Genomic DNA, 21,022 nt, shown 5'->3' on the forward strand with positions numbered 1-21,022 from the left:
TCACCCTCGTCACCGCCGCCCACCTGTTCCTGACCGAACAGCGGAGGAGCCCAAAAGCCCCGTCCAGGGCCTGACCCTCTACCAGGCCCTGGACCTCCTCCAACACCTCATCGCCACCTGGACCGGCACCTGCCCCACCTGTCGGCAGACCATCCCATGGCAGACCTACGACACCACCTAACAAAGCACTACTAGATGCTGTTCCAGGTTCTGACCGAGAGGGAGGAGAAGAACAGCGTGGCCATCGCTTCCAACGAGTCGTTCGGCGGCTGGACCAAGACCTTCACCGACCCGCGGCTCTGCGCGGCCATCGTCGACCGACTCACCTTCAACGGCGCCATCATCAAGACCGGCACCGAGTCCTACCGACTCGCCCAGACCAAAGCCAAGCAGCAGCGAACCCAGCGATCGCCTGGAAAACACTGCGGCCCTGGCAGGCGGAGGAGCGCGCGTCTGGAGGCACCTGACGGGCTGCTGGTCGGCCATTGACATGATGGGCCTGCGGCAAGATTTCAGCTGTCTCCAGGGGGCGACGATGACGTTCAAGGCCGAAGCCGATACCGGAGTCGCCGATCGGGATGAGTGGTCCTATGCGCCAGCGGTCGGCGTCGGACCGCTCCGGTTCGGTATGACCGTCGACGAAGTGGTCGAGGCGTTTCAGGTTCTCGGCCAGACGAAGGTCAGCGATTGCCGGCACGTCCACGCGATCTTCTCGTCCACGTGGAAAATCGAGGTCCATCGCTGCGGGGTGCCCTCTTCACTGCCTGCCGTCACGGCCTACGTGAGCCAAGCCGCGGGGCTGTTCTGCATCGCAGCCGACGCCGTCCACGGTCCCCAGGTCGGGCACGATGGAATCCCGCTGGTCGGAAGGGACCTGTCGGAGCTGGAGAGCGACGAAATCGCGCATGCCGAGGCAGTGGATGGTCACTTTCGCTACACGCCCGAGGGCTATGCAGGACCGGATGATCCCGGGGTCGTCATACGCGGGCAACGCGTCGGGCAGGTTCTGCGATCGCGCCCGTTGTTCATGGTGACCCGCGACGGCGCGAATACCGAATGGGACTCGATGCCTTCCGAGGAGTACCACCATGGTCAGTCATGACCTGACCCGGTCTGCCCTATGACGAGCGGTGAAGGAGGTCGCCGGCCCATCGTCGGCTGGGGCCGCGCGAGACCGGAAGCCGGGGCCGCGGCAAGCCGGAAGGCAGACCCCCAGCCACGACGACATGGAGCCACCTGAGGCCGGAAAACTGGGGCCAGATCAGACCGTCTACGCCACACCCCCTCCGGCGCGCCGTACGACTGGCCGAGGGTGCACATCACGGACACCCACCGGGAGACCAGGCATCCACTTTCTGAGTCGCCGCGGCAGTACGGGAACGAGCCCGGCCCGAAGTGATGGGGACCCGCGGGACCTGGTGCCGGCCGCGTGGTGCGGCGGCACCGAGTTCTGCGCGGGCTCAGCTGCTGAGCACCGAGAAGCCCCACACGACGAAACCGACCGGCACGATGACGGCGACCGCACCGAGGGCGATTCCGGCCCGCGCCCGCCCGCGAGCCGGATCCGGTCGGCCGCGGTTGTCGCGCAGGGCGCCTACGCCGGAGACCAGAGCGCAGATTCCCATCGGCACGATCAGGTAGAGCGGGAAGTACCGCAGCCACAGGGGGAATACGGCGGTCGGCAGCGATGGGCAGCCGCCCATCGCCACCGCCAGGGCGCCCGCGGACAGTGAGAACGTTCCTGTCCGGGCCCGGGGGCCAGGCAGGTATTCGTCCTCGTGGCCGGAGGGCGCGGAATCCACCTCGGGGTACGGGCCGTATCCACCAGAGGGCGGGACAGAAATACGCATGCCCCAAGCCAACCGCACCCAGCCCGTCGGTCGTACCCGCGTTCGTACTCAGATTCCCCAAGGCCCCGGTCCGCAGCAGCCTGACCACTCCTGCAGCTGCTGCCGCCCAGAAGGGGCGTACGCCGCCGTGGCGGGGGAGTCGAGCCAGGACTGCAGGACGGCCACGGGGTCGAGGTGCTTGGCCGGTTCGTCGTCGCTCACCAGCCGCAGCACACCGCCGTCTTCGTCTGCGGCAACCGGGACGCCCGCCGCCGCGCCCAGGAAACAGTCGGGGCCGGCGGCCCGCTCGGCGATCCAGGCCAGCTCCGCAGGGTGCAGCCCGTCCAGGACGTCGGTGACGGCGGCGTGCGGGGTGTGCGGGTTGGCGGCGAGGACGGTAAGGGCTTGGACGCGGCGGTGCTCGGAGTGGCGTTCCAGGAGCCGGGCCGGGCGGTCGTGGTCGCGGTCGACGTTGTCGATGATGCGGATCAGGGTCCGGCTCGGCGCGGGGGAGACGACGGCCGGCTGATCCAGACAGGCAAGCTGGGCGCAGGCCCCAGCGAGGTGGTCAGGGTGAGCGCCCAGGCAGTTCCGCGATCCAGCCCACACCCAAGGGGCCTGGCCGACACCCCGGCCCCTGCCCCCGGGGCACGTGCGGGCCCGGAGACCGCGCCTACTGCGGCTGCCTCCAGTGCCAAGCCCTGGGAGAGCACGTCGAGTCCGACGCCTGCGCGTGCCCTTCCTGCGCGCACCACAAGGCGCAGATGCTGGCCGCCAACCGCGCGGAGTGACGGCACCCTCTTACGGCACGGAACGTGCCACAGCCGGATCCGCAGGACGCGGCTCCGGAAGCGCCTGAACGCCGCCGACGGCCACACAACCGCCGCCTGCCCCCTGGACAACCAGCCCGTGCCCGGCCAAGCCCTGCGGGACCAGCAGATGATCGACCGACGCCCTGCGCTGTGCCTGGCATTCGTCTGCCGACCCGATGAGGTTCTGCCGTTGGAAGAGCGCGCAGCGAACGCCGGGATCCCCGTGCAACGCTGCGAATCCGAGGGCAAGTAGCTGCGGCTTGCGGCGGCGAGGATCGAGCCCTTGCTGCCGGATCGGACGCCCCGTCGGATGGCAGGTGGCGTGATCGCCGGGGTGGCCCCTATCAACGGCAACACGGGATTTTCCGGTGGGTCTTTGCGATGCCCGCTACCGTGGTGGGGGAGATCTACGTGGAGGAGCCCATGAGCGCCCAGCCTGAACATGCGCCCGCGCCGCCGCCGGCCCCTGCGCCCACCGCGGCTGCGGAGCTTCTTGCCCGGGTTCGGAAGGACCCCCGGGCCGCGCAGTGGGTTCCGGCGTTCGAGCAGGACTGGGCTCAGGCCCTGGAGGACTCCCGCCACAGCTACAGCCTCACCCCGCTCCACCAGGTCGTCCGCGCCTGGAAGGCCCGCCTGGAGGCCGCCTCGGCCGTCGACGCCTTCATCGCCTCCGGGCTGGACGACTCCGACGGCATCGGCCTGGAAGACGTGCTCGGGGCACGCCCTTGAGCGCTTGGCCGGCCCGGCTCTCCCCCCGGGCCGCGAAGGTACTCACCGCGCTCCCCGAGCATGCGGTGGAGATGGTCCGTGACGTCCTGGACATCGCCTCCCGCGACCCGTGGTCTTTCCCGCCCTTCGACACCCGCGACCCGGAAGGAGAGGACATCCGCTCCGCCTCCGTCGGGCAGCTGACAGCCGTCTACTTCATCAACCGACCCCGCGGCCGCCTGTACGTCATCGACATCATCTGGCTCGGCTGACCCCCGCAGCGACCGTCTAAGGGCACCGCAGAACCGTCATTACCCACTCCTCTGAGGGGCGTACGTCCTGCGGCTGGCCGTTTACCAGCCAGGAGCCGTCCCACTGGACTCGCCACAGCTCACCATGAAGGTTCTCGAACTCCACGAAACCGCCAGGAGCGCCTTCAAGAAGCACGAGTTCTCGCAGCAGCACACTGTGCGTGGTGAAGCCGCGGGAGGTGCCTATGCTGCCGCCACCGGTGCGCGTGTTCTCGTATCGCATGCGCAGGTAGGGCACGGGCCACCGGGACACGACAGTCGGCCGCAGCATGCGATTGAACCGCAGAGCGGCTTCCTCTGCGTTCTCGTCACCGCGGAACTCGCACTGGTAGGCCGGGAAGACCGCCGAGACGACCTCGTTCAAGGCTTCGTTCCGCCCACGGTGGAACCCGTGCACAGCCGGTGACGCCGCTGCGACGGCATCGAATCGATAGGACCCATACGAGAATCCGGGAAGGACCGTGAGCGGTCGAGCATCCCGGCCACGGCCGAGCTGATGCTGTCTCGCGAACGCCAAAACAGTCCTGGTCAGGCCTGCGTCATGCACATCAAGCGAGTTCATCTGGTAAGCCCAGTGCCCGTCATGATCCATCGCTAGGGAGAACACGAACCGGGGCATGGGTGACCACCGCCATGCCAACGGCAGACCTGGCTCGTCCTCAACAGCCTCGATCCCCGCGACCGCCTCCTGAATGTTCACGACCCTCATCCTTCCCGACCCGATCCGGCCACCAGGGTCCGGGGGAGGAAATTCCACCGGAGCCGGGAGCGGAGTACCGTCGGCCAGGGCGCGCGGCCTGGCGGCGCCTACCGCCGCCCGAAGTGCGTTTGCCAGACGGTGCGGCAGTCGACGGGATGCTGGAGCGCCGGGTCGAGAAGGTAGACGCCGTCGTGGAACGCTTCGAAGCCGACCGACTCCCATACTTTGGCGATTTTGGCTTGAGCGGCCCGGGAGCCGGGCTTGTCGTCGTCGAAGTCGCCATCGGTGGGTGCGGGCTCGCACGCCACTGCGCAGCATCCAGCCGAAGCCGGCGGATCGCCTCCGCAGCGGCGAGCGCGCCGATACCGAACCCGCTCCACTGCCGCCGGACATGGACGCGGTCCGTGATCAGGTGCGTGCTCGGCGGTGACCGGCGGGGGCCCCGCGCTCCAGGCATGGCTGCCTTGGTTCCCGCGCTGGACGGTGTGCTGGCCGACCGGCATGTGGGGCCGGACCGGATCGGGCGGCTCCCCTGGTCATGGGGAGCAGTCCTTCGGCGTCGGGGGCAAGGCTGGTCTGCTGGGTGGTGCGGGGGGTCAGGCTGCGGCCTGGGGGGGGCATCAGGGCGGGCCATGGTCCGCCGCAGCGGATCCGGGCGTAGCGGTGGAGGTGCGAGTTGACGGCGGAGCGCACACAAGCGGTCGCGAGCCGGTCAGCCGAGGGACCGGTGGCGGCCGCGCGGGTCTGGAGTTTGTCGAAGGCCAGGCGGTCTTCGTGCCAGACGACGAGCTCGCCATCCAGGACCAGGCCGCGCGGCAAGGTCCGGGCGGCAGGTGGCCAGGTCGGGGAAGGCACCCTGCAGCAGCTTGCCGCGCCGGGACTGCAGCGAAGTCGCTCCGCCGGGCCGGGCGGCGGGTGAACAACAGGCAGCGGTAGCCGTCGTTCTCCAGACTGCGACGTATCTCATGAGACATAACTTGTGCCACGATCGAGATGTTCGGTCTGGGCTCAGCGGTTCCGCCAGTTGACGAAGGACACCTCCTCCTCCAGGACTATGCTGATCTGCTCCTGCCGGAACGCTGCGCCGCTCAGCAGTGTGCGAAGGAACTCGACCATCCCAAGGGGGGTGCAACTGCATCTCGGGGCTGGTGTGCGTCCCGCAGATCAGGACCGGCCATCGATCCGGGTCCTCGTCCATGGTCACCCAGCAGTAGAGGTCCGCGCCCGACGTCACGCCCCACGCCACGATGGACCCGGGGTGCACGTCGAAGTCGGCTTCGGCGCGGCACATCTCCCAGGTCTCGCGGGCGATCTCCGTCTCGTCTGTAGGCCTGGGCCCGCCGTGAAGGGTACCGTCGGCCTGCAGTGTCGGCAGCAGGATACTGATCCCGTCGCTGATCACCCCCGACCCGTACACCTCCATGAAACGGATGTAGTCCGAGGGGAACCGCGTCCCCCCGGCCCCCTCGACTTCGCCCCAGTCGACCCCCTCGTCCACCCATGAACCACCGGCATGAGCTCAGCAAGTGCCGCCACTGCGTCCGTCCTGCGCATGTGCCACCCTTGGTCCCGCCGACCGCACTATGCGGGCGCGTCGTCGCCGAGCGCCCAACCTATGAGGACCGACCCCGCAGTGCTCCGGGGCGCCGCCTCCGGAGCCCGGCAAGATCCGAAAGTGACGACCTGGATCCGGCCCTTGAACGGCCAAGTCGGCCCCCACCCGGCTCTAGCATGAGGCGGGGACAGCTGGGGCGGTCTCAACGGTACGTACGGTTTCGGCCGTCGCTTTTAGCCTCGGGCAGCTCTGGCAGCGTCCCGTTCACGCCGGAAGCTGACGATGTCGGCGATCAGTCCCGCGATGAACTCACTGGTGGCACCGGGATCAGTGAACGGGGCCTCTCGCCGGTCGTCGATCAGCGCGGGGAACGGCAGCACGTGGGCGGCGGTCGACGAGACCGTCGGCGGCTGGGGCTCGGCGCCGTGGAGGACGAGCATGTCAGCGATGAAGCAGGTGACGGCTCCGGCGGCGTCGCGGCCGATCCATACCGGGTAGCTTCCGTCCCCGAAGCCGCTCATGAACGCGATCAGGTTGGTGCCGCTCGCCGGATCGGACCGCATGCAGGAATGGGAGTCCGCCTCGAACCCCGGCTCCTGTTCGTAGAGCTGCGGAAGTGTGTTACGGCCGGAGGCGTCCATGAAGCAGGCCGTGCCCGTATCGACGCCGAACCCGTAGAACTCCCCAGGGCCCAGGAGACGGGCGTCCTGCTCCGGCCGCAGTGCGAGCTCCCAGCTGACGGTCGGCTCGTCGAGGATCCGCAGCATCGCGGCCGGGGTCTCGCCGTCCCACTCCTCATGCTCCCAGCGCATCGTGGCAACGAGGACGGGGTAGTCATCGGGCGGCACCGTGATGGTGAAGGCGAGGTCACTGCTGTTGACGGTGCCGGGGTCCCCTGCGAGGACCGAGCCTGTGGGAAGGTGGAGCAGGCCGGCCGGCGCAGGCTCCCCGATCACTGCGGTGCGGTCCTCGCCGCAGGTCAGACGTGTACCGGAGACGAAGAGCTCCTCCAGGGGACCCGGCTCCAACGGCCTCGGAGCCGACCAGGACGCCCCGGCCCCGGACGCCCGGCCCTCCTCGCTCGGCTGCACCAACACCAACGCGACCGAGCCACCGGCGGGCCCCAGTATCCGCGCGTCGACGTACGTCGTCCACGCACCGAACTCGGCCTTGGCCACCGTGCGGTGCTCGGCCGGGACATCCGCACCCACGTGCAACGCACTACCGGCGTTCAGGATACGGCGGCCCCTTCCGTCCGGGCGTACCGTCAGTTCGAACCGCACCCCACGCTCGGGAAACTCGGGCTCGCTGTCGGACGTGTGGCCCCACTGCCGGAAGCGGCTCATGTGCAGTCGGCCCGGCTCCAGTTGCCGGTATACGTATTCCACGGTCCGCCGTCCGTGGGCGTCGAAGAGGAACAGCCCGAGGTACGCGTGCCTCCAGTCCACATGGAAGAGGGCCTTGGGCCGCCCCTGGCGGGACAGGAGCACCGCGTACGGTTCGCCCATCTCGTCCCGGCGACGGGCCTCGCCCTCCGTCATCGGAGCGGAGGCCGCGCGCGCTGCCGGATCCCAGCCCTCGCAGTACAGCACCTCCACGACGTCGACGGTCTCAACGGCCTCGGCTGCCATGCCCACCCCTGCCACACCCCATCCGGTTTCCGATCGATCTCGGGCGTGACAGTAGCGACCGCCACTGACAAGAGTGGCTCGGGGGCGTCGCTGAGCCCGTGAGGACGGTGGTCCTGTGGGAAGCCGCGGTCAAAGCACACGCGAACGCGCCGGCACCCGGGCCCTGATCGAGGTCCTGCTCCGCAGCCGCCATCTGCCCCACGAAATTGCCATCCACGACCAGCGGTCTCTTACGTGTCTGGAGAACCGTCGAACTTCGGCTCGTACGCCCGCCCCGCCACCGCGGCGGGAAGGCCGGGGCGTGCCTGGGCGAGCATCGGCTCCACCGGCACCCGCAGCACCACCGTGACGGCCCCTGGGCCGGTCAGCCGGGGATGTTGCGGGGGTCGTCCTGGTAGGTGTACTCGGTGCGGATCTTTCCGTCGCGGTCGTGGACCACGACTTGGGACGGCTGGTGCTCCATCGCCTGCCGGCGGGCGGCAGAGATCGCGTCCTTCTGCGTCCGGTGCGGCTCACGTCCAGCGGTACCAGCCCATCGCGGGGGGCCTGCGTTCGACGCTGGAGGCTCGCCCCGTCAGCAGGAACTGACCTGCCAGGGCTAACCCGTCCCGCGACCCGTGGGTCAGCCCTCTGCCGTTCCCGGCCCTCTTGACCGGCTCTCCGTCCCTGCGGGACGGTCGCTGTGCACAACCACCCGCAACCAGCTCGACAGGTGAGACCACCATGGAGTTACGGTTCGTCGGGATGGACCCGAACACCGGAGGTGAGGGATCGCCGACGGTGTGGGGCGAAGAGAAGTCCGCAGATCTCGTCCTGCAGGGCGAGGAGGCCGACGAGCTCCTCACCGCCCTGGTCGGCTCCACCGAGTGGGTGGCCGGCCACAAGAAGGGCATCCCCGCGCACGCGCGGGTGATCCGCATCCCGGCCCGGATGGTGCCGATCCTGAGGGAGGCGTGCGATGCCGCTGAACGCGCAGGCGCTGCACGGCGCGACGTTCGCTGAGCTACTGGCTGCCACCGAGCGCACGGCCGTCCATCTGGAGATGCGCGACACCTACGCCGTCGGCGACGAAGCCGACGACTTCGCCACCTTCCTACGCACCGGTATCCCGAACCTGGACCCCACCCCCGCTCGTTTTGGCCGCAGTGGATGCCCCTGGTCAAGGAGGCTGTGGGCCGCGGGGTGGTGATGCGCCGCGCGCGGATCGTCTCCGAGCCGGTCACCGACTACATCCGCTACGAGCACGCCATCACCCCGCTCAACCTTCAGGTCGGCGAGCAGGTCCGCTGGCTGCCCCGCCGCGAAGCGAGCACCATCGCGCTCCCCGGGAACGACTTCTGGCTCCTGGACGACACGGTGGTGCAGTTCCACCACTTCACCGGCACCGGCGACTGGGCCAAGGACGGCCGCGAACGCACCACCGACCTCACCGCGGCCGCCCTGTGCCGCACCGCGTTCGAGAAGGTGTGGGAGCGCGCCATCCCCCATGCCAAGTACATCCCCTGACCATCCCCGCCCACAGGACTTTCCGACCCTCATGCCCGTCTCCCCGTCGTCCAGCGCCCAGGCCGCCCGCGAAGCCCTCGCGGTGCAAGGCCAAGACCTCCCGCATCCTCGGAGCCAAGGCCGCTCCGTCCGACACCGACATCCGGGCCTGGTGCACCGCCTGCCACGCCGAGGACCAGGCCGCGGACCTGGTGGCCACCGCCCGCGCGGTGGACTCGATGTACATGGAGTGGCGCCGCCAGCACCGCGCCGGCATGCGCCGCGCCCAGGAAGACGTCCTCGCCCGCAACGCCGCCGCCCGCACCTGCCGCGCCTACGTCTCCAACGTCATCCCCGGCTTCTTCCAGACCGCCGACTACGCCGAAGCTCAGATGCGCTCCATCACCGACTTCCAGGGCACCCCCGACGACATCCCGGAAGCCGTCGCCGCACGCCTGGCCCGCTCCTGCCTCCTCTACGAGGGCGACCACCGCTTCGTCGTCCTCATCGAGGAGTGGGTCCTGCGCACCCGGATCGGCACGCCCGCCACGATGGCCGGCCAGCTCCAGCACCTGCTCACCGTGATGCCGCTGCCGTCGGTCTCCCTGGGCATCATCCCGCTCGGCACCCCGCGCACGGTGTGGCCGCTCGAGGCGTTCTACCTCTACGACGACCGGCACACCGTGGTCGAGACCCTCACCGCCGGCATCAGCATCCGCCAGCCCCGCGAACTCGCCCACCACACCAAAGCGTTCAAGGGCCTGGCGCAGATGGCCGTCCACGGCGACGCCGCCCGCACGCTCATCCGGGCCGCCGCCGACGCCCAGGTGAATCCGTGCAACCATCCGCAACCTTCTTCAGGCCCGGGCTGCGCCGTCCGTAGCGTCGAAGCACCGACGGACCGCCGAAGCCCAATCCTGCTGCGAAAAACAGGGGTGTGCCGGCGCATCTGGAACGCGGCGGACTCGTGGTCGCGATCGTTCCCCTGCCCCTGCCCCTGCCCCTGCCCCTGCCCCTGCCTCTGCCCCTGTCTCTACCGTCTACGCGGCACGAGTCCGGTTTCGAAGGCGATGATCGCCAGGTGGACGCGGTCCCGAGCTTCGAGTTTGGCGAACAGACGCGCGACATGGGTCTTCGCGGTCGCCGCGCTGATCACGAGCCGCTCGGCTATCTCGGTGTTCGACAGTCCCTGTCCGACCAGTGCCAGCACCTCGCGCTCCCGGTCGGTGATCCCCGCGAGGAGACTTTTGTCCGCGGCGGGCCCGGCGTCCGGTTCGGGGGCCGCGGGGCCGGACGTTCCGGCGAAGTCCGCGATCAGCCGTCGGGTCACGCTCGGCGCGATCAGCGCGTCGCCCGCGGCCACCACGCGGATCGCTTCCAGGATCGCGTCCAGGGCCATGCTCTTGAGTAGGAATCCGCTGGCCCCGGCGCGCAGTGCGCCGTAGACGTACTCGTCGTGGTCGAAGGTCGTCAGTACCAAGACCTTGGGCGGGTCCGGTTCGGCGGTCGCCTGTCGGGTCGCCTCGATCCCGTCCATGCCCGGCATCCGGATGTCCATCACCACGACGTCCGGCCGCAGCTCACGCACCAGGCGTACCGCCTCGCGGCCGTCGCCGGCCTGGCCGACCACCTCCAGGTCGTCGGTGTCGCCGATCAGGATCGCGAGCCCGACCAGCATCAGCGGCTGGTCGTCGACCAGCAGTACCCGCACGCTCATGCCGGGAGCCTCGCCGTCACCCGGAATCCGCCCTCCGGACGCCGGCCCGCGCTGAACTGGCCGGACAGCAACGTCACTCGCTCGCGCATGCCGAGCAGGCCGAAGCCGCTCCCGCCGGCCGCGGAGTGCCTCGGACGGCCCGGCCCGCCGAGACCGTCGTCCCCGTCGTCCACCACCTCGATCGTCACTCCTTCCGGCTCGTAACCGACCGCGACCCGGCACGTCCGCGCCTTGGAATGCCGCACCACGTTCGTCACCGACTCCTGGATGATCCGGAACGCCGACAGTTCGATTTCCGGCGGCAGTGGACGCCGCTCGCCCCGCCAGGTCACCTGGACCCGCACCCCGGCGCCGGCCGTGCGTTCGGCGAGCTGCGGGACGTCGGCCAGACTGCCGGCCGGCGCCAGCGGAGCGGTCTGCGGCATGGCGTCGTCGGGCTCGGCGCGGCGGAGCGCCTCGAGCATGCGCTGCAGCTCCAGCAGCGTCTCTCGGCTGGTGGTCTCGATGCCGGTCAGGGCCTGCCGCGTCTGCTCGGGCTTGGTCTCCACGACCCGCGCCGCCGCTCCCGACAGCACCGTGATGATCCCGATGCTGTGCGCGACGCTGTCGTGCAGTTCGCGGGCGATCCGCAGCCGCTCGGCCATGACGACGCGGGCCGCGGTCTGCTCCTGCAGGGCTTCGAGGTAGTCACGGCGTTTGCGGTACACCCCGCCGAAGATCCACGCGACCGCGAACCACAACGCGAACTGCCCGGCCCACTGGGACGCGTCGCCGACGGTCTGCTCGCGGTCGTGGAGGCAGTTGAAGAATGCGGCCGCGACGGCCACGACGGAGCCGACGGCGGCCACCTTCGGCCGCCGGACGGCGAGGTACCAGCTCAAGCCGACGAGCAGGACGAACACGATCACGGGCCGCGCGCCGAAGGCGTCGCCGAGGACTGCTTCGCCCAGGACCGTCGCGAAGACGGCCGCCGGCAGACGGCGCACCAGCAGCACCGGCAGGGCGAGCACGATGCAGAGACCGAGCATCTGGAAGGGCGCGATGTCGGGGAACCGGAACAGGCCGTCGTAGTGCGCCCAATCAGTGGGCAGCATCGTCATGGCGAGAATCAGCGCGTACAGGCAGGTGGTGGCCAGCACCACGGCCTGTGACATCAGCCAGGTCACGCGTTTCGATGTCGACAGACGCTGGAGAAGCTGTTCCATGCGGAGATCGTATTCAGTGGCGTCGGCTCTGTGCGTCGCCCCGGGGATGTACGCCGGATACGCCCCCGGGCCGATGGCCTGGGAAGAGGTGACATCCGCCGGCCGACGCGGTGGATCGTGGTCCGTACCTAGCGTCGATCCCATGAATCGCAATCGTCGTATCAGCGCTGTCGCGGTGCTGGCGCTCGCCGCCCTCGTCACCGGAACCGGCGCCGGGTTCGCCGCCACGACCACCCCGCCGGCCACGCACGCGTTCGACACCGCACCGGCCACGGCCACCGCGCCCCCGCGGTCCTTCCAAGGCACGCTCCCCGTGCCGACCGGCCCCTACGCCGCCGGCGAGGACGTCATCCACCTCACCGACGCGGGCCGCCTGGACCCGTGGGTGCCGTCATCCGGGCCCCGCCAACTGACCGTCACGATGATCTACCCGGCCGTCCCCGGGACCGGGACTCCGGCCCCTTACATGACCCTCGCCGAGGCAGCCGGACACATCCAGCGCGCGAAGATACCGGCGAGCTCCGGCATCACCCCGCAGAACCTTTCCAGCGTCACCACTCACGCCTTCGACGGCGCGCGGCCGCAACGCGGCAAGTATCCGCTGGTGGTCCTCTCACCCGGGTTCGGGGACCCGCGCATGGTGCTCACCTCGCTCGCGACCGACCTGGCCAGTCACGGCTACGTCGTCGCGCTCGTCGGCCCCACCCACGAGGACAGCGGCGAGACGCTGGCGAACGGCCAGACGCCGCCGTGCGCGATCTGCGATGACCCGAAACTCGACATGAACACGGTCACCGCCAGCCGCGCGCTGGACGCGTCCTTCGTGATCGACCAGTTGACGCATGCCAATACCGCGTGGCGCCTGGCACACCTCATCGACAAGCACGAGATCGGCATGGCCGGACACTCCATCGGCGGAGCGTCGGCCGCCGCCACGATGATCGCCGACCCGCGAGTACGGGCCGGAGTGAACATGGACGGCAAGTTCTACCCGGTCCCGATGCCCGGCCAGATCAACCGGCCGTTCCTCATGCTGGGTGAGACCGACAACCTCCCGGTCGGCGGCCACGACACCTCGTGGGGGAATGCCTGGGCCGCCCTCGGCGGCTACAAGAAGTGGCTGGCGGTCACCGGCGCCAACCACCCCAGCTTCACTGACGTGGACCTGCTCGAGGAGCAGGCCGGGTTCCCGACACCGCCCCTCGACCCCGAACGTGGAATCGTGATCACGCGTGAGTACGTGACAGCGTTCTTCGACCAGACGCTGAAGGGGATCCACCGTCCGCTGCTGGACGGCCCCACGCCGAACAATCCGGAAGTACTCTTCCAGCCCTAGTTGTATTGCCCCGTGAGGTTGGGGACGCGGCTGGCGGGTGGTTTGCCTGCGAGCGCGGTGTGTCCGCGGTGGTGATTGTAGGAGTGCAGCCACCTGGGGAAGGCGTCGCGTCGTTGCTGTTCTGACTGGTAGGGGTGGGCGTAGGCCCATTCGTCCAGCAGGGTGCGGTTGAGGCGTTCGACCTTGCCGTTGGTTTGTGGCCGGTAGGGCCGGGTTCGCTTGTGGGTGATCCCGGCCGCTGCCAGAGCGTCGCGCCAGTCGCGGGAGCGGTAGCAGGCGCCGTTGTCGGTCAGACCTCACGGGGCAGGAACGCCGCCCGCAGCGCCCGGTCGTTGTCCAACGGCCGATAACCCGGCAGCTCCCCGGCGGCGATCTCCTCAAAGGGAAGACCGAACCGGACGGCAGCGCCGCGCATCGCCTCGAACGCCGCCTCGTCGAGCCGCCCCGACACGGAGTTGAGCAGCACATACGTGCCCTCCCTCCCCGTACCCGTCCGCGGGCGCGACGCCCGCCTGCTCCCGCACGCCTTCCCGCCAGGCGGGCCAGCGCGCGGCCGCCTCCACGGCCATGGCCAGGCGCAGCGCACCGTGCCGGGTCCGCAGGCCGGCCGCGGTCACCTCGCCCAGCACGCCGAGCATCGCCCCGGCAGCCTGCGAGGCGCCAGGACCACCGGCCCGAAACAACGACCCGCAGCCTGGGCTCCGCACGGGCCAGGGCGTACGCGATCGACCGCCCAAGAACCCCCGCGCCCACGACCACCAGGTCGACCTCGGCCACCGCATCCCTTCCCGCACCCACCGGCCCACAGGATGCCCCCGCACCGCCCGGCCACACCCTCCCGCGGTGGAGCCGGCGACATCGGGACCGGTTCCCCCGTGGCTGTGCGGGCGGCGCTGCGGGGCCCGATCGGCGCGGGGGTGGCGGCTCAGAAGCTGACCGAGGCTCTCGGGGTGCCGCTGCCGATCCGCCGGCCGCGGGTGACCGCGGCGGCGGTCGGCCACCTCGTCCGCGCCGGCCTGCTGGCCTACCTCGGCGGGGAGCTCGAGTTCCCCGACGTCCACCCGGACCAGCTGGCTGCCCTCGGCCGCAGCCGGGACCTGCCGGCCTTGCTCGACCGGCACGTCCCCCTCGGCCCGGACCAGGCCGCGCGGCGGCTCGGGGGTGCGACGTACGGACTTCGACCTGATCGCCGGCCGGCTCGGGTGGCTGTCCCCGGTCGCCTCCGTGGACATCGACTACAAGCACTACGGCGGCGTGACCACGGTCTCCCTCTACTGAGCTCAGGACCTGGCGCTGCTGCCGGTCATCCGCCCCCTGGTGGACTGGCGGGCCGTGCGCACCACCGGGGCGGGCCGCCGCTCCCCGCTCGCCGCCCTCGACCGAGCTCCAGACGCTGCTCAGTGAGGCGGCGAAGGCAAAGAAGTGAAGCCGTACACGGGAGCCCCTGTCACCATCTGCAGCGCCCGTGGCTGCCTGGCCGACGACGCCGAAGGGGCAGACCGGTTGTCCGGCTGGTCCACCGACGAGGACGCTGAGGCGCTGCGCCCTCTGACGGGCCGGGAGTGGGGGGCGTCGGTGCGTCGGCTGACCGTACCGGACGCGCGGCCGCTGGCGGTGCTGGGCGGCGTGAGGATGGTGGAACGGGTCCGGCCGGGGTCGGGCGGCCTGCGCGTGACGCTGGACTGGCCGGCCGGCCTGCGGGGCGCCGCCACGGACGGCTTGGCGGGGGTGGCCCGCCACGGTGTGCCGTATGTCCAGCCGGGCCTGGGGTGTGCGTGCTCCCGGCAGGACTGCGGCGGCCTGGTGGTGGCGGTTGGTGCGCGGAGCACGGGGGCATCGCGCCGGCAATGGAGTGGCACCCCGGCGGCGGGATCCGCTGCACGGCGCTCCACCGCCGCCGCGCAGCGGCGATGCGCGCCGGCACCGTATTGGACTGGTCGGACCAGACCGAAGCCGCGGGCCCGCCGGAGGTCCCGACGTACATCTAGTACTCCAGCTGTAGTTCTTGATCACTGTTGCGGAGCGACCTGTCGTTGCCGCCGCCCGTCGTCGATCACGGGTGGCCTCATCCGTGCTACTGCGCCGGGCGGACTGGAAGGCTGAGCTCATGGCTTCGAGCATCGTCTCCAGTACACCGAGTATCTGCGGACTGGTACGAGCGCCCTCTGGGTTCGGTTGCGGGAGCTCCTTCAGGACCAAGGGCTTGACCCTGAGGTGACGGTCGTCGTTGGCATCTTGCAGGAGGGCCCCGATCACGAGGATGGCCAAGTCTCCGGCGACGGCAGGGTCTACAGGTCCAGCCTCTTCTATTGCTCAGAAACGGCTCGGGTTCTCATCAACATGAGGGGTCTTCACCGGGGTCGCCTGATCCGCCTCGATGGTCCTGGCCGCCTCGGCTGCTTCCCGGAAGGTGACGACCGCCTCGCCGTTCTCCCGCGCCCATGCGGTGAGCATCCTGATGGGCTCCTCCAGGGTTCGCCCGAGATCGGTCAGGCCGTACTCCACGCGCGGCGGCGCCTCGGCGTACGCGTGCCGCTCGACGAGCCCGTTGGCTTGGAGCCGACGCAACGTCTGGGTCAGTACCTTGCGCGAAATGCCACCGCTCAGCTCGACCAGCTCGCCGTGGCGCAACGGGCCGTCGGTCAGCGCGAAGAGCGTGACCATGGACCACTTGCTGGCGATGATCTCCATGGCCAGGAGAGCGGGACAGTCGGCGAGGAAGGCAATTCCGGGTCGCAGGCTCATGCCCCGAAGGTTACCTGGAGGTACCTGACGGCCGCCTATCGTCGTCGAGGTGCGCACGCCCCCTTACTCGCATCTCGCACGATTGAGGTTTCAGCCATGTTCGTCTCCCTTGGCGTCGTCACCGTGTTCATGTCGGCGCTTCTCCTGGTATCGGCCGGGGCCAAGTCTCTGCGGACGCGGCACATCACCGAGCAGATGTCCACCCTCGGAGTGCCGCAGAGCATGATGGCTTTCCTGATCGGCGCTCAGATCGCGGGCGCGGCCGGTGTGATCGCCGGCCTCTGGTGGGGACCCGTCGGAATCGCCGCCGCGATCGGCCTGACGCTCTATTCCGCCGGGGCGGTCGCCTTCCACCTGCGCGTCGGCGACCGCAAAGGCGCGTCTCCGGCGGTGGTCCTCACTATGGCCTCCGTCGCCCTGATCGTGCTGCGTGCTGCCACCCTCTGACAGCGGACAGCCGGTCTGACGCTGGCCTTGATCGTGCTGAGTGAGGTTGGTCTCCGGTGAGGACGGCCACCGTTGATCATCGTGAGTTGTGTCGACAAACGAAGATCAGCCGGTGGCCGGGGGTCACAGCGTAGATCCTGCTCGGTGGCAATCGGTATTCGAGGGCCTGATGGGCAAGGTGGCGGGCCGGTTCACCCGGGTGGAACCCCGCCGCCGAGCAAGGGCGTTCGTGCTGGGGCTGCTCGCGGACCTGCCAAGGAAGAACTGCTGGACGATCGCCGAGCACGCCGGTAACGCCAGCCCGGCCGGCGTGCAGCACCTGCTCAGCCGGGCCCGTTGGGATGCCGACCGAGTGCGTGACGACATACGGGACTTCGTAGTCGAGCCACCACCATCGGGCTCGGGTCAGCGGAAGGCCGTCAGCCCGGCGAACTCGCCCCAGCGTCCTTGCGAGCCCTGGAAAACGCAGGAACCCTCGTACAGGACCAAGCAGTCCGACCGGCCAGAACCGACAAACCCACACGATCAGGCAACCACAAGACCGTCATACCGGCTCAGAACGACCTCTGAGGCTTCCTCTTGAACTGAGGATCTTGCGCTCGCCGACCGAGAGCTCGAACTCCGTCAGCGGCGGTCCGCTCTGCGCCGGCAGTTCGGTGCTGAACACGCCCGCGCCAACTCCCCTGCGTGCAGCGCCCTGTGTGTTGTGCTCCCCAGACATGCGGTGACCGTACCGGTTTCGCACAGTGCGGTACACATCGCCTTGCGTGACGGGTGCCGATTGGCCCGCCGCGGCAGCCCCTCACTGCCGGCCGGGCGAGCAAGTCAGCTGTCCGAATGTTCACCTGCATGGGTCCAGTGTGCGTGATGGGCTCAGAGCTGGTCTGCTGGACGTAGGGGTGCCCATATACGCCTACCACGGAGAGATCCAGATGAGTGTCCATCGAGTGGCGCAGTCGCTGCGGTCGGCGGCCCCTTGGAGATCGTCGAGCGTGAGGTCCCGCAGCCCGGCCCCGGACACGTGAGGATCGCTGTCGAGGCGTGCGCTATCTGCCACAGCGACGCCGCATTCGTGAATGCCCTCCTGCCTGGCGTCCGGTTCCCCCTGGTCCCCGGGCACGAGATCGCCGGGCGAATCGAAGAGGTCGGCGAGGGAACATACAGCGGCTGGCGGGTGGGCGACCGTGTGGCCGTGGGCTGGTTCGGCGGCAGCTGCTGGCACTGCACGCCGTGCAGACAAGGCGACTTCATTGTGTGCGAGAAGCTGAAGGTACCCGGATGGACATACGACGGAGGGTTCGCCGACACGGTGATCGCACCGGCCGACGCCCTGGCACGGATCCCCGACGCCCTGGGGGCGACCGGCGCGGCGCCCCTGGCCTGTGCTGGGGTGACCGTGTACAACGGACTGCGCCGCAGCTCCGCACGGCCCGGCGATCGGGTCGCCGTACTCGGCATCGGCGGCCTTGGCCACCTGGGAAACGAAGTATGCGGCCGCGATGGGGTTCGAGACCGTTGCCATCGCCCGTGGGCCGGACAAGGCCGACTTCGCCAAGCAGCTCGGTGCCCACCATTAGGTCGACAGCACGGCGGACACCACAGTCGCGGACGCGCTGCGGTCACTCGGTGGCGCCAGAGTGGTTCTCGCCACTGCAGCCAACTCCGCAGCTATCACGGCGACGGTGGAAGGGCTCAGCCCCCGCGGCGAGCTTGTGGTCATCGGCGCCGACGCCGAGCCGCTGGGAATCAGCCCTAACCAGCTCATACTGAGCGGCAAAGTCATCCGCGGCCACCCGTCCGGCACCGCCCAGGACGTGCAGGACACCATGGCGTTCAGCGCCCTGCATGGGATCCGCCCGATGATCGAGACCGTGCCGCTGGACCAAGCGGATGAGGCGTACAAGAGGATGCTGTCCGGCGCCGCCCGCTTCCGGATGGTGCTCACCACCGGCTGAAGCCGCGGCGATGCGAACCCCCATGCGTCTGATGGAGCGCTTCCCAACCAAGCGCGCCGGCTCCCGCACCGTCGAGAGCGACTTCTCCCACGAAGGCATCCGCCCTCGTCGGCGTACTGCCATTTGCTGTGCGAACCGAGCCCTCCGCTGCTCATTTCGCCCGGACGGCTCTTGTGCCCGGCCTTCCACGTGCGCGGCGCAGTGGTCTTGGGATGCGCCAGGAGACGGTCCCTGAGTCACGGCCGGGGTTTCATGTCAGGGAGTGCGCAAGGGTTCTTCCGCGTCGGGCCCCTCCCAGAATTCGGGGCCGAGAGTGTCTTTCAGCAGGGCGTACATACTCTTACGGAACTGGGCGGTCACAAGCCACGGCCGGGTGAAGATTCGGATCCCTCCGACCTCGCCCGCATCGTTGAACGTGAAGATCTCGACCAGTTGCTGAACGTGACCGCCGTCCACGTTTTCGTCGATCACCACCGCGAATCCCGTCTGGCCCTCAATGTCGAGAACGGCACGTACCTTGAGGTCGCTGAAACTTTGCGCCGCCGCTTGGAGGATGGGCCCGACGACAGCTTTCCCTGTCGGCTCTTCGCGCAGGATGGGGGAGTACAGGGTGACGTCCTGCGCCAGCGGGGGGACGGCTGGATGGTCTACCCAAACCGGTGTCGGCCCTTCCGGGGCATACGGTCCAGATCCTAGGGTCGGGTCGGCGAGAGCGGGGTCTGTCTGCGCGATCACTTCGCGCAGAACGGCCATGAACGGCCACGGCCGACCGTAGACGTCGATTGTGTCGATCAGGCCCGCAGTGTTGCGACGGGCCAGCGCTACGATCTCTGTCTCTCGTCCGCCGGTGCTCGCGCTGTAGACGACCCCCTCCACATCATCTCCCCTGAGTCGGGCAGTGGCTTCGGGCGCGCCGAGCGCCTGCTGGTACGTACCGAGAGCTGCCGAAGCAGCGTCACGACCGGCGATGCGGGGCGCAGCCAGTGGAGTCGCGAGAGAGACGTCTTCGGCAAGCGCTGTGGGGGCCTGTCCCGAAAGTGCAGCGTTCAACTGATCCGACATCACACGCCCTCCTCGTAGTCACGATCAAGGCGAGCCTGGGCTTCGGGGAATACTCGGGCGCGAGGTCGTGCGGGCGCGCTCGGCGCCGGCGCCCTTAGGCCACCAAGTAGCTTCTGACATGCAGCAGCTGTACCCAGGCGGTGTCACGGATGGGTACGCCGCAGGTAGGTTCGTCGCTGCCTTTCCAGCATGCGCCTGGAGCATGGCGCGGCGCATGCGGAAGAAGGCGGGGCCCTAGCGCAGGACGGCGACCAGTGATGCACTTCAGCCGCCGGTCCAGCGCCCACCGGGCGCCGCCCTGGCCGAGCCGACGCCACTGCACGCTGCCCGCTGGGGTCGATGCGACGACCGACCGGCTCACCTGCGCGCCCAGGGCCTGTTGCTGTCCGGGCAGCGGCGGGCCCTGGTCCTTGTCGACCAGGGCGATCGGCAATCGGTGCAGGTTCCCGTTCGGGTCGAGGATGCCGCCCATCTAGAGCAGCGTGAGAAACAGCGTCACCAGCGCGCACAGGACAGTCGGCACCAGCCACAACCGTCCATGACGAGCCACAGCAAAGGCGCGCGCGAGCGCTTGCCGCTGCCCGGAACCCGCCGAGGTCATGGAACTCCAATGGGGATACGACCCTGCGCCGTCGGGATTCGCCTGCGGGGTCGGCGGTTCGCAGGAGCCACACGCGTGTGCATCAGCTGCCCGCACCCTTGGAAGTAGGGGATTACCGCGGACCCCGCAGGGACGATAACCATCTGTCGGCAGGGCATCACTCAACGACACGGCCGGTGCCCGTGTCGAGCGTGGTTGACGGCAGTCACGAAATGAATCTGCACAGTCGCCCCAGCATGCACCCACGTTCCCTCGCCGCCTGCGCTCGCGGACGTTCACCGGAGGCCGGATACTCGATGCGGGCCGTATGCCTCCGCGCCGCGGCCCGGGTGAGGAAGGGAGTCATCGTTTCGGCCCTGACCGATATGGAGATTGCGTCGTGCGCTCCCGAAGAAACCCGCTGACTCCTGTCGACGGTCGGTGAATCTGCGTAGCGGGGATGCTCCTGACCTGGTGTTGTGCAGTTTGGGTGAGCGGGTTTTCGGTTGGGTAGCTCATTGAATCTGCGCAGGATTGGAATACTTCGGCCGTCTGACCTGTGGTGTTTCTGGCTCCGGGCATGCCTGTGCAGGTTGGTTGAGTACTCCGCAGGTCCCGTGATCCCCGGTATGTGGCGGCGGCTACGGGGCGGGGTTGATGTCGAGCCAGGTGGTGGGGATGAGTTTTTCGCCGTGGCGCCAGTTGTAGCGGACGGATGCCTGGTACCAGGCGTGGGGCAGGTCGGCGTGGTCGCTAACTGTTGCGGGTCATGACGTTGGTGACGCGAGCTGTTGGCAGATCAGCTGGTGAGCAAGTTGTGCCGTCGCGAGCAGTTCCTCGCGAGCCGTGTCGACGTTGGACCGCACTGACAATCCGTGCCAGACGGATTGGATGAGCCCGGTCAGGGCTGCCGCGTTGGTGCCCGCGGTGAGTTCCCGGTCCTG

The 21,022-nt window shown here is 69.2% G+C and carries 20 protein-coding genes and 6 pseudogenes; 13 read left to right on the plus strand and 13 right to left on the minus strand.

Annotation, left to right across the window (positions count from 1 at the left end; all coding sequences use genetic code 11):
- The 3 genes and pseudogenes from ABZ924_RS33295 to ABZ924_RS33305 form a co-directional block, all read left to right on the plus strand.
- On the plus strand, nucleotides 1-181 hold a 181-nt coding region (locus ABZ924_RS33295; RefSeq protein WP_361918321.1), incomplete at its 5' end, for a hypothetical protein.
- Between the two features lie 17 nt (nucleotides 182-198).
- Nucleotides 199-375 (plus strand): annotated as a pseudogene (locus ABZ924_RS33300) (ATP-binding protein); the annotation flags it as partial.
- 160 nt (nucleotides 376-535) lie between these two features.
- Nucleotides 536-1,102 carry a hypothetical protein gene (locus ABZ924_RS33305; protein ID WP_361918323.1) on the plus strand — a complete coding sequence of 189 codons (567 nt, stop codon included), beginning with the start codon at nucleotides 536-538 and terminating at the stop codon, nucleotides 1,100-1,102.
- Between the two features lie 358 nt (nucleotides 1,103-1,460).
- On the opposite strand, the gene ABZ924_RS33310 is transcribed toward ABZ924_RS33305, so the two are convergent.
- Nucleotides 1,461-1,850, minus strand: coding sequence for a hypothetical protein (locus ABZ924_RS33310; RefSeq protein ID WP_361918326.1), 390 nt, complete (start codon nucleotides 1,848-1,850; stop codon nucleotides 1,461-1,463).
- Nucleotides 1,851-1,898: 48 nt separating this feature from the next.
- The gene (locus ABZ924_RS33315; RefSeq protein ID WP_361918328.1) at nucleotides 1,899-2,438 is read right to left on the minus strand and encodes a hypothetical protein; all 540 of its coding nucleotides are present in this window, start codon (nucleotides 2,436-2,438) and stop codon (nucleotides 1,899-1,901) included.
- A 626-nt stretch (nucleotides 2,439-3,064) separates the two neighbouring features.
- Between ABZ924_RS33315 and ABZ924_RS33320 the strand changes: the two genes are divergently transcribed.
- Together ABZ924_RS33320 and ABZ924_RS33325 are read left to right on the plus strand one after the other, a co-directional pair.
- Entirely contained in the window at nucleotides 3,065-3,370 is a 306-nt protein-coding gene (locus ABZ924_RS33320; RefSeq protein ID WP_361918331.1) for a DUF6247 family protein, read from the plus strand.
- Complete coding sequence (locus ABZ924_RS33325; RefSeq protein WP_361918334.1) at nucleotides 3,367-3,621, plus strand: hypothetical protein; 255 nt, start codon at nucleotides 3,367-3,369, stop codon at nucleotides 3,619-3,621. The genes ABZ924_RS33320 and ABZ924_RS33325 overlap by 4 nt, the downstream gene beginning before the upstream one ends.
- Before the next feature lie 16 nt (nucleotides 3,622-3,637).
- On the opposite strand, the gene ABZ924_RS33330 is transcribed toward ABZ924_RS33325, so the two are convergent.
- The 4 genes and pseudogenes from ABZ924_RS33330 to ABZ924_RS33345 form a co-directional block, all read right to left on the minus strand.
- Nucleotides 3,638-4,360, minus strand: a complete 723-nt coding sequence (locus ABZ924_RS33330) for a hypothetical protein (protein ID WP_361918337.1) — start codon at nucleotides 4,358-4,360, stop codon at nucleotides 3,638-3,640.
- 107 nt (nucleotides 4,361-4,467) lie between these two features.
- Entirely contained in the window at nucleotides 4,468-4,668 is a 201-nt protein-coding gene (locus tag ABZ924_RS33335; RefSeq protein WP_361918340.1) for a hypothetical protein, read from the minus strand.
- A gap of 1,480 nt (nucleotides 4,669-6,148) precedes the next feature.
- Entirely contained in the window at nucleotides 6,149-7,546 is a 1,398-nt protein-coding gene (locus tag ABZ924_RS33340; RefSeq protein ID WP_361918343.1) for a DUF4241 domain-containing protein, read from the minus strand.
- Nucleotides 7,547-7,910: 364 nt separating this feature from the next.
- Nucleotides 7,911-8,057 (minus strand): annotated as a pseudogene (locus ABZ924_RS33345) (DUF2188 domain-containing protein); the annotation flags it as partial.
- Nucleotides 8,058-8,269: 212 nt separating this feature from the next.
- Here ABZ924_RS33345 and ABZ924_RS33350 point away from each other — a divergent pair.
- From ABZ924_RS33350 to ABZ924_RS33360, 3 genes and pseudogenes are all read left to right on the plus strand, one after another.
- The gene (locus ABZ924_RS33350) at nucleotides 8,270-8,548 is read left to right on the plus strand and encodes a hypothetical protein (protein WP_361918346.1); all 279 of its coding nucleotides are present in this window, start codon (nucleotides 8,270-8,272) and stop codon (nucleotides 8,546-8,548) included.
- Nucleotides 8,505-9,052: pseudogene (locus tag ABZ924_RS33355) on the plus strand (DUF6879 family protein). The gene ABZ924_RS33350 and the pseudogene ABZ924_RS33355 overlap by 44 nt, the downstream one beginning before the upstream one ends.
- A gap of 31 nt (nucleotides 9,053-9,083) precedes the next feature.
- A pseudogene (locus ABZ924_RS33360) lies at nucleotides 9,084-9,852 on the plus strand (DUF5753 domain-containing protein); the annotation flags it as partial.
- A 212-nt stretch (nucleotides 9,853-10,064) separates the two neighbouring features.
- On the opposite strand, the gene ABZ924_RS33365 reads toward ABZ924_RS33360, so the two are convergent.
- Both ABZ924_RS33365 and ABZ924_RS33370 read right to left on the minus strand, forming a co-directional pair.
- The gene (locus tag ABZ924_RS33365; protein ID WP_361918349.1) at nucleotides 10,065-10,748 is read right to left on the minus strand and encodes a response regulator transcription factor; all 684 of its coding nucleotides are present in this window, start codon (nucleotides 10,746-10,748) and stop codon (nucleotides 10,065-10,067) included.
- Nucleotides 10,745-11,953, minus strand: a complete 1,209-nt coding sequence (locus ABZ924_RS33370) for a histidine kinase (RefSeq protein ID WP_361918352.1) — start codon at nucleotides 11,951-11,953, stop codon at nucleotides 10,745-10,747. Before ABZ924_RS33370 ends, ABZ924_RS33365 begins: the two co-directional genes overlap by 4 nt.
- A 142-nt stretch (nucleotides 11,954-12,095) precedes the next feature.
- On the opposite strand from ABZ924_RS33370, the gene ABZ924_RS33375 reads away from it, so the two are divergent.
- Complete coding sequence (locus ABZ924_RS33375) at nucleotides 12,096-13,289, plus strand: alpha/beta hydrolase (protein ID WP_361918355.1); 1,194 nt, start codon at nucleotides 12,096-12,098, stop codon at nucleotides 13,287-13,289.
- On the opposite strand, the gene ABZ924_RS33380 is transcribed toward ABZ924_RS33375, so the two are convergent.
- The gene (locus tag ABZ924_RS33380; protein ID WP_361918373.1) at nucleotides 13,286-13,534 is read right to left on the minus strand and encodes an integrase core domain-containing protein; all 249 of its coding nucleotides are present in this window, start codon (nucleotides 13,532-13,534) and stop codon (nucleotides 13,286-13,288) included. The two genes, ABZ924_RS33375 and ABZ924_RS33380, sit on opposite strands and share 4 nt — an antisense overlap.
- Before the next feature lie 44 nt (nucleotides 13,535-13,578).
- Nucleotides 13,579-13,755 (minus strand): hypothetical protein, encoded by a 177-nt coding sequence (locus ABZ924_RS33385; RefSeq protein ID WP_361918358.1) that lies wholly within the window; start codon nucleotides 13,753-13,755, stop codon nucleotides 13,579-13,581.
- 1,381 nt (nucleotides 13,756-15,136) lie between these two features.
- On the opposite strand from ABZ924_RS33385, the gene ABZ924_RS33390 reads away from it, so the two are divergent.
- Nucleotides 15,137-15,277 carry a hypothetical protein gene (locus ABZ924_RS33390; protein WP_361918361.1) on the plus strand — a complete coding sequence of 47 codons (141 nt, stop codon included), beginning with the start codon at nucleotides 15,137-15,139 and terminating at the stop codon, nucleotides 15,275-15,277.
- Nucleotides 15,278-15,602: 325 nt separating this feature from the next.
- Here ABZ924_RS33390 and ABZ924_RS33395 read toward each other — a convergent pair whose 3' ends face one another.
- Nucleotides 15,603-16,034, minus strand: coding sequence for a helix-turn-helix domain-containing protein (locus ABZ924_RS33395; RefSeq protein ID WP_057606767.1), 432 nt, complete (start codon nucleotides 16,032-16,034; stop codon nucleotides 15,603-15,605).
- A gap of 96 nt (nucleotides 16,035-16,130) precedes the next feature.
- Between ABZ924_RS33395 and ABZ924_RS33400 the strand changes: the two genes are divergently transcribed.
- The 3 genes and pseudogenes from ABZ924_RS33400 to ABZ924_RS33410 all read left to right on the plus strand — a co-directional run bounded on the left by ABZ924_RS33400 (nucleotide 16,131) and on the right by ABZ924_RS33410 (nucleotide 18,436).
- Nucleotides 16,131-16,481 (plus strand): DoxX family protein, encoded by a 351-nt coding sequence (locus ABZ924_RS33400; protein ID WP_361918364.1) that lies wholly within the window; start codon nucleotides 16,131-16,133, stop codon nucleotides 16,479-16,481.
- Nucleotides 16,482-16,650: 169 nt separating this feature from the next.
- Nucleotides 16,651-16,866 (plus strand): annotated as a pseudogene (locus ABZ924_RS33405) (transposase); the annotation flags it as partial.
- A gap of 591 nt (nucleotides 16,867-17,457) precedes the next feature.
- A pseudogene (locus ABZ924_RS33410) lies at nucleotides 17,458-18,436 on the plus strand (alcohol dehydrogenase).
- A 255-nt stretch (nucleotides 18,437-18,691) separates the two neighbouring features.
- Here ABZ924_RS33410 and ABZ924_RS33415 read toward each other — a convergent pair.
- Nucleotides 18,692-19,498, minus strand: a complete 807-nt coding sequence (locus ABZ924_RS33415; RefSeq protein ID WP_361918367.1) for a hypothetical protein — start codon at nucleotides 19,496-19,498, stop codon at nucleotides 18,692-18,694.
- 94 nt (nucleotides 19,499-19,592) lie between these two features.
- Nucleotides 19,593-19,970, minus strand: a complete 378-nt coding sequence (locus ABZ924_RS33420; RefSeq protein ID WP_361918370.1) for a hypothetical protein — start codon at nucleotides 19,968-19,970, stop codon at nucleotides 19,593-19,595.
- Nucleotides 19,971-21,022 lie beyond the last annotated feature (1,052 nt).

It is taken from the genome of Streptomyces sp. NPDC046876 (assembly GCF_040645035.1).
In the GTDB taxonomy this organism is placed as follows: Bacteria; Actinomycetota; Actinomycetes; order Streptomycetales; family Streptomycetaceae; genus Streptomyces.